Annotated in this window: 11 protein-coding genes and 2 pseudogenes; all 13 read right to left on the reverse strand. The window is 29.2% G+C overall.

Features of this window, described 5'->3' with window-relative positions; all coding sequences use genetic code 11:
• Window positions 1-106: 106 nt before the first annotated feature.
• Window positions 107-1,639 (reverse strand): tRNA lysidine(34) synthetase TilS, encoded by a 1,533-nt coding sequence (gene tilS, locus QMA81_00565; GenBank protein ID WHL24832.1) that lies wholly within the window; start codon window positions 1,637-1,639, stop codon window positions 107-109.
• Between the two features lie 142 nt (window positions 1,640-1,781).
• Window positions 1,782-2,741 (reverse strand): acetyl-CoA carboxylase carboxyl transferase subunit alpha, encoded by a 960-nt coding sequence (accA, locus tag QMA81_00570; protein WHL24833.1) that lies wholly within the window; start codon window positions 2,739-2,741, stop codon window positions 1,782-1,784.
• Window positions 2,742-2,759: 18 nt separating this feature from the next.
• Window positions 2,760-6,257 (reverse strand): DNA polymerase III subunit alpha, encoded by a 3,498-nt coding sequence (dnaE, locus tag QMA81_00575; GenBank protein WHL24834.1) that lies wholly within the window; start codon window positions 6,255-6,257, stop codon window positions 2,760-2,762.
• Window positions 6,258-6,300: 43 nt separating this feature from the next.
• Window positions 6,301-6,912 (reverse strand): ribonuclease HII, encoded by a 612-nt coding sequence (gene rnhB, locus QMA81_00580; GenBank protein ID WHL24835.1) that lies wholly within the window; start codon window positions 6,910-6,912, stop codon window positions 6,301-6,303.
• 36 nt (window positions 6,913-6,948) lie between these two features.
• Window positions 6,949-8,091: a lipid-A-disaccharide synthase gene (lpxB, locus tag QMA81_00585; protein WHL25291.1), complete on the reverse strand. Its 1,143-nt coding sequence runs from the start codon at window positions 8,089-8,091 to the stop codon at window positions 6,949-6,951.
• A gap of 9 nt (window positions 8,092-8,100) precedes the next feature.
• Entirely contained in the window at window positions 8,101-8,889 is a 789-nt protein-coding gene (lpxA, locus tag QMA81_00590) for an acyl-ACP--UDP-N-acetylglucosamine O-acyltransferase (protein WHL24836.1), read from the reverse strand.
• Window positions 8,890-8,893: 4 nt separating this feature from the next.
• Window positions 8,894-9,346, reverse strand: coding sequence for a 3-hydroxyacyl-ACP dehydratase FabZ (gene fabZ / locus QMA81_00595; GenBank protein WHL24837.1), 453 nt, complete (start codon window positions 9,344-9,346; stop codon window positions 8,894-8,896).
• A 105-nt stretch (window positions 9,347-9,451) separates the two neighbouring features.
• The gene (gene lpxD / locus QMA81_00600; GenBank protein WHL24838.1) at window positions 9,452-10,483 is read right to left on the reverse strand and encodes a UDP-3-O-(3-hydroxymyristoyl)glucosamine N-acyltransferase; all 1,032 of its coding nucleotides are present in this window, start codon (window positions 10,481-10,483) and stop codon (window positions 9,452-9,454) included.
• Window positions 10,484-10,486: 3 nt separating this feature from the next.
• Window positions 10,487-10,987 (reverse strand): annotated as a pseudogene (locus tag QMA81_00605) (OmpH family outer membrane protein).
• Window positions 10,988-11,065: 78 nt separating this feature from the next.
• Complete coding sequence (gene bamA, locus QMA81_00610; protein ID WHL24839.1) at window positions 11,066-13,489, reverse strand: outer membrane protein assembly factor BamA; 2,424 nt, start codon at window positions 13,487-13,489, stop codon at window positions 11,066-11,068.
• A 48-nt stretch (window positions 13,490-13,537) separates the two neighbouring features.
• On the reverse strand, window positions 13,538-14,914 hold the full coding sequence (gene rseP / locus QMA81_00615; GenBank protein WHL24840.1) for a sigma E protease regulator RseP: 1,377 nt from the start codon (window positions 14,912-14,914) through the stop codon (window positions 13,538-13,540).
• A gap of 31 nt (window positions 14,915-14,945) precedes the next feature.
• Window positions 14,946-15,806, reverse strand: a pseudogene (locus QMA81_00620) (phosphatidate cytidylyltransferase).
• Between the two features lie 30 nt (window positions 15,807-15,836).
• On the reverse strand, window positions 15,837-16,541 hold the full coding sequence (uppS, locus tag QMA81_00625) for a polyprenyl diphosphate synthase (GenBank protein WHL25292.1): 705 nt from the start codon (window positions 16,539-16,541) through the stop codon (window positions 15,837-15,839).
• Between the last annotated feature and the right edge of the window lie 150 nt (window positions 16,542-16,691).

Below are 16,691 nucleotides of genomic sequence, written 5' to 3' on the forward strand. Positions count from 1 at the left end.
TGGTGATTTAGGCGAAATCAGGTAATTTATGTTTTAAAAGATAAATAAGTTTTTGTATCTTTATACTAGGATTTGTTATTTCCATTGTAATGGATAATAATTCATTTTATTTAAGGTAGTAATTAATACTATTTTTAAAAATTTTATAAAAGACAATGTCTTCTTGTAACCAAGATATTTTACATGATATATTATTTTCGTTTGTGATCTTCCCGTTTTTAGTAATGAATATTCCTATAGCGGTAATCAAGGTTTTATTATAGAACAGTAAAGGAATACGACTTCTTAACCATGGAGGTATTTTTAATTCTTGCCAAATTTTTTTTAAACTTCGACCACGATTTCTACCTATAATATGTAATAATCCATCTACATGCCCAAAAATAATTGATATTTTTTCATCAGATTTTGGAGCTTGAATGAAACAATGTGTTAATATTTTTTTAGATTTTTCAAAAATATTAGAAGTATTTAATGGAAAATTTATGTTTAAGTTAGGATTTAGTATCTCTTTAGATAAAGATTCATTAAGTTTTAATGGTTGATATATTAACATGCCTAAGTTATTCGGTAATGCTATTGTGTTATGTATTATTTTCCAAGATAATGTAACTTTGTTTAAAGAAGATTTCATACTTATTGGTAAAATATATAATTTTTTTCGAAAACGACGACATAAGCATGTATCTAATTGTAATATTGGAGTAGCATCCTTTCGGCTTAATACTACTTCTTTCCAGATGCGATTTATAAGTTGATAAGAAGGCATGTTTATAGAAAAGTTAGCTAACCAACGACGTAGTAAAGCATGTCTTTTTGGTATACTGCATTGGAATAATGGTCTAAATAATAAAGAACCATCTGATATGTCAATTAATTTCTGTAAAGATTCTGACAAAAGTTCATTTAATAAATCTTCTTGGTCTCTACATAACTGTGCAGTACGAGCAACAACTTGATTAAAACCAGGCCAACGTTGATATAGTGATGGTAAAATTTTTGTACGTAAAAAATTACGGTCAAAACGCATATTTGTATTAGTATCATCTTCAATCCAAGTGAGATTATTGTTATGAGCATATATTTCTAATTGTTTACGAGAACAATCTAATAAAGGCCTTAATAATTTATGTTTATTAGCATATAAAGCATTTCTGGCTATGCCACTTAATCCAGCTGGACCACTTCCTCTTTTTAAAGCAAGGAATAAACTTTCCACTTGGTCATTCATGTGATGTGCAGTTAAAAGTGTTTCTTCTGAATGTAAATGATTATACAGATTTTTATAACGAAGATTTCGAGCTAATTCTTCTATATTTCGTTGTTTATTTTTTGAATTATAACAATTAATATAAATTATAGAAAAAGGTATATTTCGTTTTTTACATTGTTCAGAGCAATGATTGGCCCAATTATTGGCATAATTACTAATACCATGATGTACATAAATTGCTCGCAAAATTAATGAAGACGATGTTAAGTTATGAGTACTGTTTTTTAAAGTTGTTAAAATATCTAGAAGTACTGTAGAATCTAGACCTCCACTGTAAGATAATAGTAATTTCTTATGTCCTATAAGACAATTAGTTACTTTATGATATAACTTACAACCTTCTGGAAACGTATTTGTTGCGAACATAATTTTTATTAATATAGGTCATATGAAGTAGTAATGGCTTAATAATTATAATAATGTATATGTTTAATATTTAGTTCTTGATGAATAATTTATATGCATTACGGATACTGTTGATTCTTTAATAACATACATTATTAAAAAATTAACAGTATCCGTAATGCATTAATCTATTATATCGTCGATTTAATAAATCCTGTTCTTTGAAAGAATCTAATTCAGTTAAATCTAATAATAATTGTGTTTTTAATGAAATAGATGTAGCTAGTATATCTCTATGTGCTCCGCCTAATGGTTCAGGAATCACACTGTCAATCAGTTTAAGTTTTTTCAATCGGAAAGCAGTAATACCCATTGCTTCAGCAGCAATAGGAGCTTTTTTAACATTTTTCCATAAAATCGATGCACATCCTTCTGGAGATATTACAGAATATGTACTATACTGTAACATGTTGACTTTATCTCCAATACTTATGGCCAGAGCTCCTCCGGAACCGCCTTCTCCAATTACAGTACAAATAATTGGTATTTTTAATACCGACATTGTACGTAAGTTTTTAGCTATTGCTGCAGACTGTCCGCGTTTTTCTGCTCCTATTCCAGGATAGGCGCCCGGAGTGTCAATAAAAGTAATAAGGGGAATTTTAAATCGTTCTGCCATTTTCATAATACGTAGTGCTTTTCGATATCCTTCTGGAGCAGGCATACCAAAATTTCGTTTAATTTTTTCTTTAGTATCGCGTCCTTTTTGATGTCCAATAATCATGACCGGACGAGAATTGAGTCTTGCTATTCCTCCTATAATAGCTTTATCATCTGCATATATTCGATCACCAGATAATTCGTCAAAATCATTAAATATGCGTTCTATGTAATCTAAAGTATATGGACGGTTAGGATGTCGTGCTAGCTGGGCAATTTGCCAAGAATTTAGGTTAGAAAAAATTTTTTGAGTAAGATCGATTTTTTTTGAACGAAGACGGTTAATTTCTTCATTGATATTTATTTCTAATTTTTTATGTGGATGTGCTATCGATGCTAAAGAATTAATTTTTTCTTCTAAATCTAGGATAGGTTTTTCAAAATCAATAAAATTTAGACCCATAAAATTCCTGTTGTTAAATTAATATAATTCTAATTTGACTTGTTTATTTCCAACAAGACTACGTAGATCATTTAGTAACTGATTGGTTAAGGTAATATACCATGTTTCTCCACAATGTAATCTTATTTGCATACCATTTTTTTGATAAAAAAAATATATTGGTAAAGTTCCAAATTTATTTTTTTCTAAAAAAACACGAATATTAGTTAATAACTGATTATCAATTTGTTTATTGTTTAATATAATAGATAAACTGCGTACGTTTTTTTTATAAATATCATTTATGTCTTTTAATTTGTGCGCGATTATTTTACAATGGCTATGTATCTTATCAAGACTGATTATTCCCGTAACAAATAAAAAATTGTTTTCTTTTAAACAATATTGGTATTTATTAATTAGTTTTTCAAATATCACTATTTCTAGTCGACCTGAATAATCTTCTATAATACAAAATATAATATGTTTACCTTGTTTGTTTAATTTTGTTCGTATTGATATAATCAAACCAAAAACATGTATGATTTTATTGGGTTTTTCCAATATAGCATCTTTTATCTTAGCGGTATTAGGTATGCAGTGTTTTATTATTTTTATGTATTGAATAGTAGGATGATTAGTTAAATATAACCCTAGAGCTTCTTTTTCTTTTTCTAATAATAGTTGATTAGACCACTGTAGTATGGTTTGATTATATGTAGATACTATTTTAGTACCTGTATTTAAACATATTTCGAATATATCTGTTTGTCCGCTATATTTATTTTTAATGTCTTGATTAACGCGTTTTAGTACATCATTAAGGGATTCTATTAGTTTTGCGCGATGTATTCCGAAAGAATCAAAGGCTCCAGAGAGAATTAATTTTTCAGTTATACGATAATTTATTTTTGTATTATCGACACGAACACAGAAATCAAATAATCCTTTAAACTTACCATCTTGCTTACGAGATCTTATTATTGCTTCTATAGAAGTTTTTCCTATTCCTTTTATAGCTCCGAATCCATAGACAATTTCTTTATTTTCATTTACGTAAAAATAATATTGACTAGTATTGATATTTGGCGATAGAACTGTAAGGTTCATGTTTTTACATTCACTTATTAGATGCACTATTTTATTTAAATTGTCCATATCGGAACTTAATGCTGCTGCCATAAATTCAGAAGGATAGTGTGTTTTTAACCATAATGTTTGATAAGATATTAAAGCATATGCAGCAGAATGAGATTTATTAAATCCATAACCAGCGAATTTTTCTACAAGATCAAAAATTTTCATTGACAATGTAGTATCAACCCCATTTTTTATAGCACCTAAATTAAAAAAAGAACGTTGTTTAGCCATATCTTCCGGTTTTTTTTTTCCAATAGCACGTCTTAATATATCTGCTTGTCCTAATGTATAACCTGATAATACTTGTGCTATTTGCATTACTTGTTCTTGATATAGAATAATTCCGTAAGTTGATTCCAATACTGGACGTAGAGATTCATGTTGCCATTTAGAATCGGGATAAGAAATAGTTTCATATCCATGTTTTCTGTTAATAAAATTATCTACCATACCTGATTGTAATGGACCAGGCCTAAATAAGGCAATTAATGCTATTAAATCTTCAAAACAATCTGGTTTTAGTCGCTTAATTAATTCTTTTATACCGTGTGACTCTAACTGAAATATTGCAGTAGTTTCTGAGGATTGAAGCATGTGAAAGCTTTTTTGATCGTGTAATGATATTGAGTATATGTCAATAGCAGTGAGATTATGTTTAAGATATGTATTATTAATCATTTTTAATGTACGATTAATAATAGTTAAAGTACGTAAACCAAGAAAATCAAATTTTATTAAACCAATACGTTCAATGTCATCTTTATCAAATTGAGTCATTGAGTGAATATTGTCGTTATCATAATATAAAGGAGAAAAATCGGTAATTTTTGTTGGCGCAATTACTACTCCTCCTGCATGCTTGCTAACGTTTCTAACGATACCTTCTAATTGACGAGCCATATCTATTAATGTTTTAATATCTTCATTATTTTTATAAAGTAATTCAAGTTGAGGTTCGATGGAGAAAGCTTTTTTTAACGTTATTCCGGGTTCTAATGGAATTAATTTAGCAATACGATTAATAAATGTATAAGGATAGCCTAATACACGTCCTACATCACGAACCACTACTTTAGCTGCCATGGTTCCAAATGTAATGATCTGAGATACAGAATCTGATCCATAAGTTTTTGAAACATGGTCGATTACTGAATCACGGCGTTCCATACAAAAATCAATATCTAGATCAGGCATAGATATACGTTCTGGGTTAAGAAAACGTTCGAACAGTAAATCAAATTTTAATGGATCAAGTTCTGTAATTTTTAAAGCGTAGGCTACCAATGAACTAGCGCCAGATCCTCTTCCAGGTCCAACTGGAATGTCATTATTTTTAGCCCATTTAATAAATTCCATAACAATTAAAAAATAACTGGGGAAGTCCATATTATTAATTACTTGCAATTCATGTTTTAATCGTAAATCATATGGTTTTCGATTAGTAAGACGTTCTTTAGCTTTTGGAAACAAAAAAATCAAGCGTTCTTCTAATCCTTTTTCTGCATGCATGACAAGAAAGTCTTTAGCAGACATGGATCCAGTAGGAAATTGCGGTAAAAAAGATTTATCTAAATTAATGGTAAAATTACATCTGTAAGCAATTTCTATACTATTTGTTAAAGATTCTGGTATATCAGCAAATAATTTACACATTTCTTGTTCATTTTTCATAAATTGCTGTGTACTATATTTGCATAATTTTTTAGTGTTATTTAATGTGGTACCATTATGTATAGCTACACGAATTTCGTGTGCTAAAAAGTCTTTCTTATTAATAAAACGTACATCGTTTGTGGCTACTGTCGGCAATCCTTTGATTTTTGATAGTTCTATTGCTAATTGTAAGTAAGATTCTTCATGTTGACGGTCAGTTCGTATTAATTCTAAATAATATCTATTTGGGAAATATTTTGTATAAAAGCATATACATTGTTCTATCTTTGATTTTTCATCTCTTAATAAATATCTTCCAATATCTCCTTTATGTCCTCCAGAAAGTATAATTAAACCGTTATTATGTTCTATGAACCAATGACGTTTAATTGTAGGAGTAATATCATTTTTTTTATTTTTATATGCTTTTGAGATGAGTATAATTAAATTATAATAACCTTGTTTATTGGCTACTAAACATGTTAGTTCGCTAGGTTCATTACCTATAATATCATCTTGTATTAAAAAATCAGCCCCAATAATTGGTTTAATGCCTGCTTTATAAGCATAGTCATAGAATTTGATGAATCCAAATAGATTATTAAAATCAGTGAGAGCTAATGCAGGCATCTTAAGGACTGCTGCTCTTTTTATTAATTTATTTACTGTAGCTAACCCATCAATCATGGAGTAATCGCTATGTACATGTAAATGAATAAAACGTGGCTTTTTATCATAGTTCATAAATTATAATTAATAATATATATTCGATTTATCTAAATAAAAGTTATTTTTTGATGTGAAAAATCTTATTTTTTATGGGTGCAAAACTTTTTCGATGATGTGATATAGGACCATATAATTCTAATTGATTTAGGTGGAAAGCAGTAGGATATCCTTTGTTTTGAGCAAATCCATATTTTGGATATTGTATATCTAACATAACCATGTCCTGATCACGAGTAACTTTAGCTATAATAGAAGCTGCGCTTATAATTGGAATTTTAGAATCTCCTTTTTTAAAACACTGATAAGGTGTGTCTACAAATTTTGGAGCATGATTTCCATCTATTAAAATCAAATCTGGTTTAATAGATAAATTTTGTACTGCTCGTTTCATTGCTAACAATCGAGCTTGCAAAATGTTAAAACGATCAATTTCTGCAACATCAGCACATCCGATACTCCAATCTAATGCATTTTGTATAATATTTTTATATAAATTAAGTCGCTTATTGTTGCTTAGTTTTTTAGAATCAGTTAATCCAAAAATTGGTTGTGTTGGGTGTAATATTACAGATGCAGCTATTACTGATCCAACTAGTGATCCACATCCTGCTTCATCTACACCTGCAATTAATTTTAATTTTTTTGACAAATGGTATTTTTGATATGTCATATAATTTTTATACCTATGTGTTCAATAATATTGTTGTCACTTAATTAATCTTAAAACAGCACGAGCTGCTTGTTCATCTGCGTTATATTTAATACTGTCATGTAATTGTTGAAATTTTTTTTGTAATATTACACGTTGATTATCATCATAATTTAGTAAATTAATTAATGTTTGTGCTAAGTTTTTAGGAATACAGTCGTTTTGAATAAATTCTTTTACTAATTCATGACCTGCTAATAAATTAGGTAATGATATCCAAGGGATATTTATTAAATACTTGGCTAACATAAATGTTAGGGGATGCATGCGATAAGCTACAACCATTGGACATTTTACTAACATGCATTCTAAAGTTGCTGTGCCAGCAGTCACTAAAGAAATATCTGCTGCCATTATTATTTCCCATGTTGTTTTATTATTTAGTATACGATATTTAACTGATGTTGATGCAAGCTTAATAAATTGTTTGATAGATGTTTGATTAGCTAATGGCACTAAAATTTCAAGATCAGGAAAATGATTTTTTAATAATTCAGCGCATGCTAAAAAATCATGAGTTAACATCTTAATTTCTCTGATTCTACTACCTGGTAATAATGCTAAACAATATATGTCATGCGGAATGTTTAATTTTTGACGAGCAGAAATTTTATCTGGATTGAGTGGTATTTGATCTGCTAATGAATGTCCAATGAATTGACATGGTATATTAAAATGATCGTATATTTTTTTTTCAAATGGAAAAATAGTTAAAATATTATCGGTAGCTTTTTTAAGCGCAAAAATACGGTTTTTTCTCCATGCCCATACTGATGGGCTAACATAATGAATTGTATGAATTCCATATTTTTTTAAACGAGTTTCTAATGAAATATTAAAATCTGGAGAATCAATACCGATAAAAACATCAGGTTTTAAGTTAACAAATTTACGAATTAAATTTCTACGAATATGTAATAATCGTGGTAGTTTCATAATAATTTCAGCTAAGCCCATTACTGATAATTCTTCCATATTATACCAAGATTTCATATGCTCAGATTGCATGTAAGGACCGCCAATTCCAAAAAAACATACTTTTTTTAGGTATTTTCTTAATGCCCGAATTAATCCTGCTCCTAATATATCTCCAGAAACTTCTCCTGCTACTATACCTATAATAATAGTACGATTGTTCATAGACATTGTTTAACGAATAATTCCTCTTTGAGAATGTATTAAAAAATCTACAAATTTATTGATGATAGGATGTTCAATGGCTAATAGTTTTAAAGCTATTTTGGCTGACTCAACAGTTTTGTTGCTGCGATATAGTATTTTATAAGCATCTCTAATAGCGTGTACGGAAGAACGGCTAAAACCTCGTCGTTTTAATCCTTCAATATTTAATCCAAAAGGTGTCGCGTGATTGCCTTGAGCTATTATGAATGGGGGGATATCTTGAACTACTCCGGAACATCCACCAATCATAACATGAGTTCCAATGAGGCAAAATTGATGAATTGCGGTCATTCCCCCGATAATAGTGTAATCATCTATTCTTACATGACCTCCTAAAGTAACGTTATTGGCCATGACACAATGATCTCCTATTATACAATCATGAGCAATGTGTACATTAATCATGAATAAATTACTATTTCCTATTTTAGTAACTTGTTTCCCTTGTATAGTACCACGATGAATAGTAACGTTTTCTCTGATTTTGTTATAGTGACCGATTTCTATGCGAGTGGGTTCTGTTGCATATTTTAAATCTTGATTTACTTCTCCAAGAGAAGCAAATTGATAGATTTGATTGTTTTCTCCAATTTGAGTAATTCCATTAATTACAATATGAGACTTTAGAACAGTTCGTGCTCCTATTTCAACTTGTGCGCCAATAAAACAAAATGGCCCAATGTATACATTATCGTGGATGATAGCTCCCTTTTCTATTATAGAACTAGGATGTATAATGGCAGATTGGTTAATCATCAGTTTAAATTTCCTTTCTACGAGCACACATCATTGATGCTTCACAAGCCATTTCTTTATTTACTGTGGCAATTCCTTTAAATCGAGCAATACCACGTCTTTCTTTAATAAATTCAACATCAAGTATCATTTGATCACCAGGTTGTACCGGGCGCTTAAATCTAGCTGAATCGATGGCAGCAAAATAATATAATTCTCCTGGAGCTAATTTACCTGTACTTTTGAAGGCTAAAATACCTGTAGCTTGAGCCATGGCTTCTAAAATTAATACTCCAGGGAAAATAGGTTTTCCTGGGAAATGACCTTGAAAAAATGGTTCATTAAAAGAAACATTTTTTATTGCTCTTAAAAATTTTCCCTTTTCAAAATTTAGTACGCGATCAACGAGTAAAAATGGAAATCGATGTGGTAAAAGTTCTAAAACTTCTTCAATATGCAAAATACAAGTATCAGTCATCAAGATTTTTTATTCCTGTTTAAGATAAAAAGTCGCATTCATAACGTTTATCCTGTTAATCCTAACAGGATAAAGAATAAACTGCCCTAATTATCTTAAAAAAAATTATAGGCACAGCAGTTTTTTTAGTTTTTGTTCTATGGTTTTCATACGTTTATTTATACTACTAATTCGCATGATCAATGCGACAGTTTTCCACCATATTGTCTTTGGTTGAACAGGAATACCTGATGAATAAATACCAGGTTGTGTTATTGGTTTCATTACCATGCTCATTCCAGTTATTGTAACTTTGTCGCAAATATTAATGTGACCATTGATAACACTGGCTCCACCTATCATGCAGTATCGTCCTATAGTTAAACTTCCTGCCATAATAACACCGCCTGCTATCGCAGTATGTGCACCAATTACGACATTATGTGCAATTTGACATTGATTATCAATAATCACTCCGTTTTCAATTGTGGTATCATCTAATGTCCCACGATCAATGGTAGTACAAGCGCCTATTTCTACATTATTTCCAATTTTTACTTTTCCTAAATGAGGAATTTTAATCCAAACACCGTGATTATTAATGTATCCAAATCCATCAGAACCAATTATGGTTCCAGATTGTATTGAACAGAATTCACCAATTTCTACTTCATGGCATATAGTAACATTAGCCCACAACCGGGTGCCTGTTCCTATTTTTGCTTTTTTTCCTATGAAACTACCAGGGCCAATTATTATATCATCACCTAAAATTACTCTGGACTCTATCACTGTATTAGCACCAATTCTTACTCTTTTTCCTAGTATCACATCCGGGGCAATGATTGCCCCGGATGTGATACTTGTAGTGGGTTTAGAAACATTGTCCACTAATTGTGCAATTTTGATATATGCAAGATAAGGATCTTTTACTACTAATGCTGCAACCTTACAGAAAACTAAATTATTTTTAGATAATATTACTGCTGAAGCACGACAAGAACTTAATTGATTTAAAAATCTTTGATCTTTTAAAAAAGTTATATGGCCTATTTGTGCATTATTTATAGAAGCAATGCCAGTAATAATTATGTTTTTGTCGCCATATAATTTAGCACCTAACTGTAGTGCTAAGTCAGACAGCCGCATTTCAATCATAATTTATCCAACTTGTTTCATTACGGAATTAGTAATATCTGTAATATGAGCGTTGTAATACACTATGGCGTTGGTATCTATGACTATGTCATAGTTTTCTTTTTTAGCTACATTAGATACTACTTTGTGAATTATATTAAGAATTTTATCTCTTTCTTCTGTTTGACGTGAATGATTTTCTTGTTGAAATGTTTTAGCTTTATTAGAGAAAATTTCTCGTTGATTTATTAATGATTTTTCTAATTCACTACGTTCAGTTGCTTTCATAGTAGCGCCATCTTGTTGTAATGTTTGTATTTTCATTTGTAAATCCTGCTCCATATTTTCTAATTCGGTAGCACGATCTTTAAATTCATATTCAAGTTGTTTGATTATATTTGCGCGTTGTGAAGATTGTTGAAAGATATTGGAGACATTAACTATTGCAATTTTATTTGCAGCGCTAACGGGATTAATTTGTATGATCCAAATAATTATACTTAATACATATGTCCACTTTTTCACTGTAAACCCCTTAGTTTAATAAAATACAAAATTTATTATGTTGATGTAATATTTATTGTGCTTGTACAATATCTAAATTTACCATGTTTTTCCAATACTAAATTGAAACGGTTCTTCTATATCTCCGAGGTATTTTTTTATTAATTTTGAATAAGAAAAAATTATTGGTCCAACTGGGGACATCCATTTTAATGCCATACCACCAGACATACGAATATTACTTGGAATACTATAATCTATAATACCAGCTCTTTGTGTTACTTCTGTATTTTTCCAAAAAGTATCCCATACAGTACCTGTATCTAAGAAAAGAGAAATACGTGCTATATCAGAGTATTGTACATTAAAAAATGTAATAGGGATAATTAACTCAGTTTTAAACAGAGTCATCGCATTTCCGCCAACAGAATCTTGAGAATTTTGTATTGAACATGTAGCATAGTTTTTTTCAGAGTAGTTACTATGATAATATGCGGCTTTTGGACCTATACTATTTAATCTAAATCCACGTATTGTTCCAATACCTCCAGCGTAAAAATTATCGTAAAAGGGACTTTCTTTTTTATGTATACTTCCTGCATAACCAGCATGTATGGAACTCATTAATATCCAATGACAATTTTGATCTAAAGGTATATATTTTTTGCTATTAATTATAATTTTATAATATTGATTGTTAGAACCAGGTAATGCTAATGTACTCGATACATTAGCATGCATCCCATTCGTCGGAAAATAGGCGTGATTAGTGTTGTTAAAAGTCCATCCTGAAGCTAATAAAAAATCATTTGTGTTAAAATTGATGGTATTACTAAAAGTTTTATTATTAGTTGTTGTTTTTGAATGAATTTTTGTAGATGTTAGATAACGACATATTGCTACTTGAGGGGCTATTTTACTTAGATGATTAGATGCATAATTTAATCCTATATTAAATGTATTGTATTTAATAATTGGATATAAATAATTAATGTTAATTCCACAATTTTTTAAATTATAATCTGATAAACCCGTATTATTAGTATTTAAATTATTATGAAATATTTTTCCGCCTATGCTAATATTGTTAACGGTGCAATAAGGTTTTAAAGCTGATATTTCAGAATAAGTTTGATAGTGATTTCTGGTACTAGCAATAGATATAGCATTTCCTGAACCTAATACATTTTCTTGGTACATTCCAAATTGTAAATTCATACCGCTCTCTGTTCCAAATCCGACACTTAAGTTTAAATTACCAGTATTGTGTTCTTCAACTTTGTAAACAATATCAATTTGATTTAATGTATTTGGAACATGCTCAATATAAGTATTTACAGTTTTAAAATAACCAAGGCGTTTAAGTCGATTTTGATCTTGAATAATACGGGTGTAATCTAATTGCATCTGTTCTGTTTGATGTATTTCTCTTCGAATTACTTCATCTTTAGTAATGTTATTACCTTCACAGCGTATTTCACGTACATAAAAATGATATCCTACATCAACATATATGCACAATTTTATTGTTTTATTGTTTTCATCCATTTTTGGATCAATTGATATGATAGGTTGAATATACCCATGTTTGCTTAGTAAATATCGTATTTTGTATTCTATTTCTTGAATTTGATTATTATTATATAGTCCTCCAGAAGAAATTTTAATGTATTCCTTAATATTATGGAAATAATCTAATATATTTCCATATAATTCTAAAGAATCAAACGAATATTGCATGCCTTCAGTAATATATAAAGATAAATAAATATTTTTTTTATCTGGTGTAAAATCAATTTGTGTTTCATCAATATGGAATTTGGCATAACCATGGTTTACATAAAAATTATACAGTGTGTTTAAATCATCAAATAATTTTTGTTTTTGATATTTTTGCTTAGATAATATATCCCACCATTTAATTTTTCTGTATAATTTAAATTGTGACAAAAGTTGTTTGGTATGGAATACATGATTACCAAAAATTTTGATTTGTTGCACTGTAGCGGTTTTGCCTTCGGTAAATGTTATTTGTAGATCAATTCGGTTTCTTGGTAGAGGTATAGCTACAGCTTTGATTTTGGCTGTAAATTTACCAAAATTATGGTATAAATTTTCCAATTCTTTTTTTGCTTCAAAAATATAAAATTCATTAAATGGTTGGCCTAATTGTATTTTTTTTTCATTTAATACATTTTTTATTATATCTTCTTTAATTATTTTATTTCCATAAAAATTAATGTTATCAATAATTGGACGTTCTTTTACTCGAATTATAATTATTCCTGTTGTATCGTTAGATATGTTAATTTCTTCAAAATATTCTGTAGAAAATAACGTTTTAATACTATTTGCAATATCTTCATCATTAATAATGGCCCCAATTTTTAAGGGTAAATTAAACAATACTGTATCTGAAGAAATTCTTTTTAATCCATCAAAATAGATTTTTTTTATGACACAATCAGCGTTATACGCTATGTCACTAATTACTAATAATAATACTATAAATATTTTTTTCATCACATTATTATTATATTAATATTTTTAATTCAATTATATTTGTTATTACTATAATTTAAATATATCGTTTAAAAATGCTAAGCACATCATTAATATGAGCATAATAGATCCGATGATATAACCAATTTTTTTTATTTTTTTTGATATTGCTTTTCCTTTTATTTTTTCTATTATAAAAAAGAATAGGTGTCCGCCATCTAATGTTGGAAGAGGTAATAAATTGACAATTCCTAAATTAATACTGATTAATGATAAAAACATGAGATAATAGATTAGTCCGGATTGAGCTGATTCTCCTGCTCCTTTTGCTATTGCAATCGGTCCCCCTAGGTGGGTTATTCTAATATCTCCGGCAATTAATTTGAATAATGTGTTAGTTGTTAGGCACATTAATGTCCAAGTTTTTTTGAAGGCGTGTAGTATAGACGTATACAAGTTATATCGATGGATTGAATAATTTTCTGTTGGGATGTCATTAATAATCTTTGGTAAAATACCTATTATATCTTCAACTTTATCAGAATGAATCAGATTTTTTTTATTTGGTGTTAAATTTAAATTTATTATTTTATTTTCCCGTTCCACAGAAATTTTATAATTTTTTTCTGGATTATTTTTAATAGCTGTGGTAACTGATTCCCAGCGATATATTAATTGATCATCAATTGATATAATTTTGTCTCCAATTTTTAAACCAGCTCGTTGTGCAGCGGAATTAGGTTTTATTTCAGATAAGATTGGGACAATGTTTGTATTAAAAGGAAGAATACCTAATGTTATTATGGGGTCTTTTTTATTAGTAAGATTGTTAAACCAGTTACGAGATAAATTAATTATATAGGTTTTAACACACCTATTATTTATTGATGCTGTAGAAATAATAAGTTCTTTTTTACCTATGCTATTGAAAATTTCTAAGCGGACTGAATCCCAATCATGTGTTTGAATATTGTTAATTGATGTAATTTCTACACCAGACTGTATTCCTGATTGAGCAATAATGGAATTGGGTATGACAGAATGTATTATTGGTTTATATATAGGTATCCCTATTATAAAAATAATTACATATAATATAATAGAGAAAATAAAATTAAATATAGGCCCTGAGGCTACGATAATGCTTTTTCTCCAAATATGTTGGTGATTAAAAGCATTATTATTTCCTTGATTGCAATAGATTGATGTTTCTTCTTGCGTATTATATAATTTTACATATCCGCCAAGAAGAATGGCGGAGATCGCGTATTCAGTATCATTTGAATCACGTCGACTCCATAAAATGGGACCAAAGCCTATAGAAAATCTCTCTACTTTTACTTTTAAAACCCGTGCTGCTATAAAATGTCCAAATTCATGGACTGTGATAAGTATTCCTAATGCAAGGACAAATGCAGCTAAGTTCCAAAAAAAATTTAATAACATGATTTTTATGCATTCATTATTTTATTTATTATTAATATTGGCTTAATAATATCAGACAAGTAAAAATTGGGACTGCAGCAACTAAGCTATCTATACGATCTAATATTCCCCCATGTCCAGGAATTAGATTGCCGCTATCTTTTACACCAGATTCTCTTTTAAACATACTCTCAGTTAAGTCTCCTATTATAGAAGTTATAATTGCGATGATAGAATAAATAAATATGATAGATGGATTTATAATATTTATCGGTATATATTTTATAAATAACCATGCAGTGCCTATTGATATTAGCATACCTCCGATAAATCCTTCCCAGGTTTTTTTAGGAGATATAGTTTTTAATAATTTATGTTTTCCTAATATTTTTCCAATGACATATGCACTGGAATCATTAATCCAGACTAACATTATAATATATAGTAACCACCATTGTCCGATAATGTTATTATTGATACAATTAAATTGATGTAACGTTAATATCCCCCAAAAAAATGGTAAAATTGTTACTATTCCGAAAAAAAACTGCAATATGTTAGATTTTCTCCAGAAAATAGCAGAATCAGGATAAGATAATATTAATATAAATGCTAATATCCACCATATGATAATAATGCTGCTGAAAATACACCAAAAAATACGCCAGTTACTAAAATATAAATAATTTTGAAATGTCATAATTATTGCTGTAGCACATAATAATCCAAAGATAATACACATCCACGTTCGGTGTGTATAAATGGGAAAATTCATTATTTTACCCCATTCCCATGCACTGATTAAACAGATAATAGATACAATAATTGAGAACTGTATAATAGGTAATAAAAATACTATAGAAATAGTAACAGGGATCAAGATAAACATACTAATTAAACGATTTCTTAACACATATTTTCCTTATTTTTGTGCTTTTTTAAACTAAATAGATGCGCTGTTCCCGAATCTTCGCTCTCGTTTCATAAAAGTATTTAATGCTTTTTTAAATGTAATATCATTAAAATCAGGCCATAATACATCTGTAAAAAATAATTCAGCATACGCTATTTGCCAAAGTAAAAAATTACTAATACGATGTTCCCCTCCCGTTCGAATCACTAAATCTACTGGGGCTAATTCATGCATACACACATATCTGCATAAAGTATCTTCGTCAATTTGATTAGGAGTTAATATTCCTTGTTGTACTTGTGTGGCGAGTTGTTTTACTCCTTGAATGATATCCCATCGTCCTCCATAATTTGCAGCAATATTAAGTTTTAGTCCACTGTTGTTAGAGGTTAGTTTTTCAGAACGGCGTATATTTCTTTGTAATTCAATAGTAAATCTATTAGTATCTCCGATGATTTGTAGTTTAATATTATTCTTATGTAGAGCATCGATTTCACTATTTAGTGCCTGATCGAATAATTGCATTAAGCAATTAATTTCTTTATTGGGTCGTTTCCAATTTTCGCTACTAAATGCATATAGAGTTAACGCATCAAATCTATAATTAACGGCAAAATGAACAGCACGTCGAACCGCACCAAATCCAGCTTGATGTCCAATAATACGTAATTTCCCTCGTGTTTTTGCCCAGCGGCCATTACCATCCATGATAATGGCAACATGGCGTGGTAACAAATCAGATGAAAAAGTGCTAAGGTCTTGATTATATTGAGATAATGTCACACTTATTTATTTTCCAAACTAAATACTTATATATTAATTAAAAATATTACTTTTAAAAATAAATACTAATAATTATAGACGGATTAAATTTCTACATAATTT

Origin of the sequence: Candidatus Blochmannia vicinus, from assembly GCA_030020825.1 — a bacterium.
Lineage (GTDB): Bacteria > Pseudomonadota > Gammaproteobacteria > Enterobacterales > Enterobacteriaceae > Blochmanniella > Blochmanniella vicinus_A.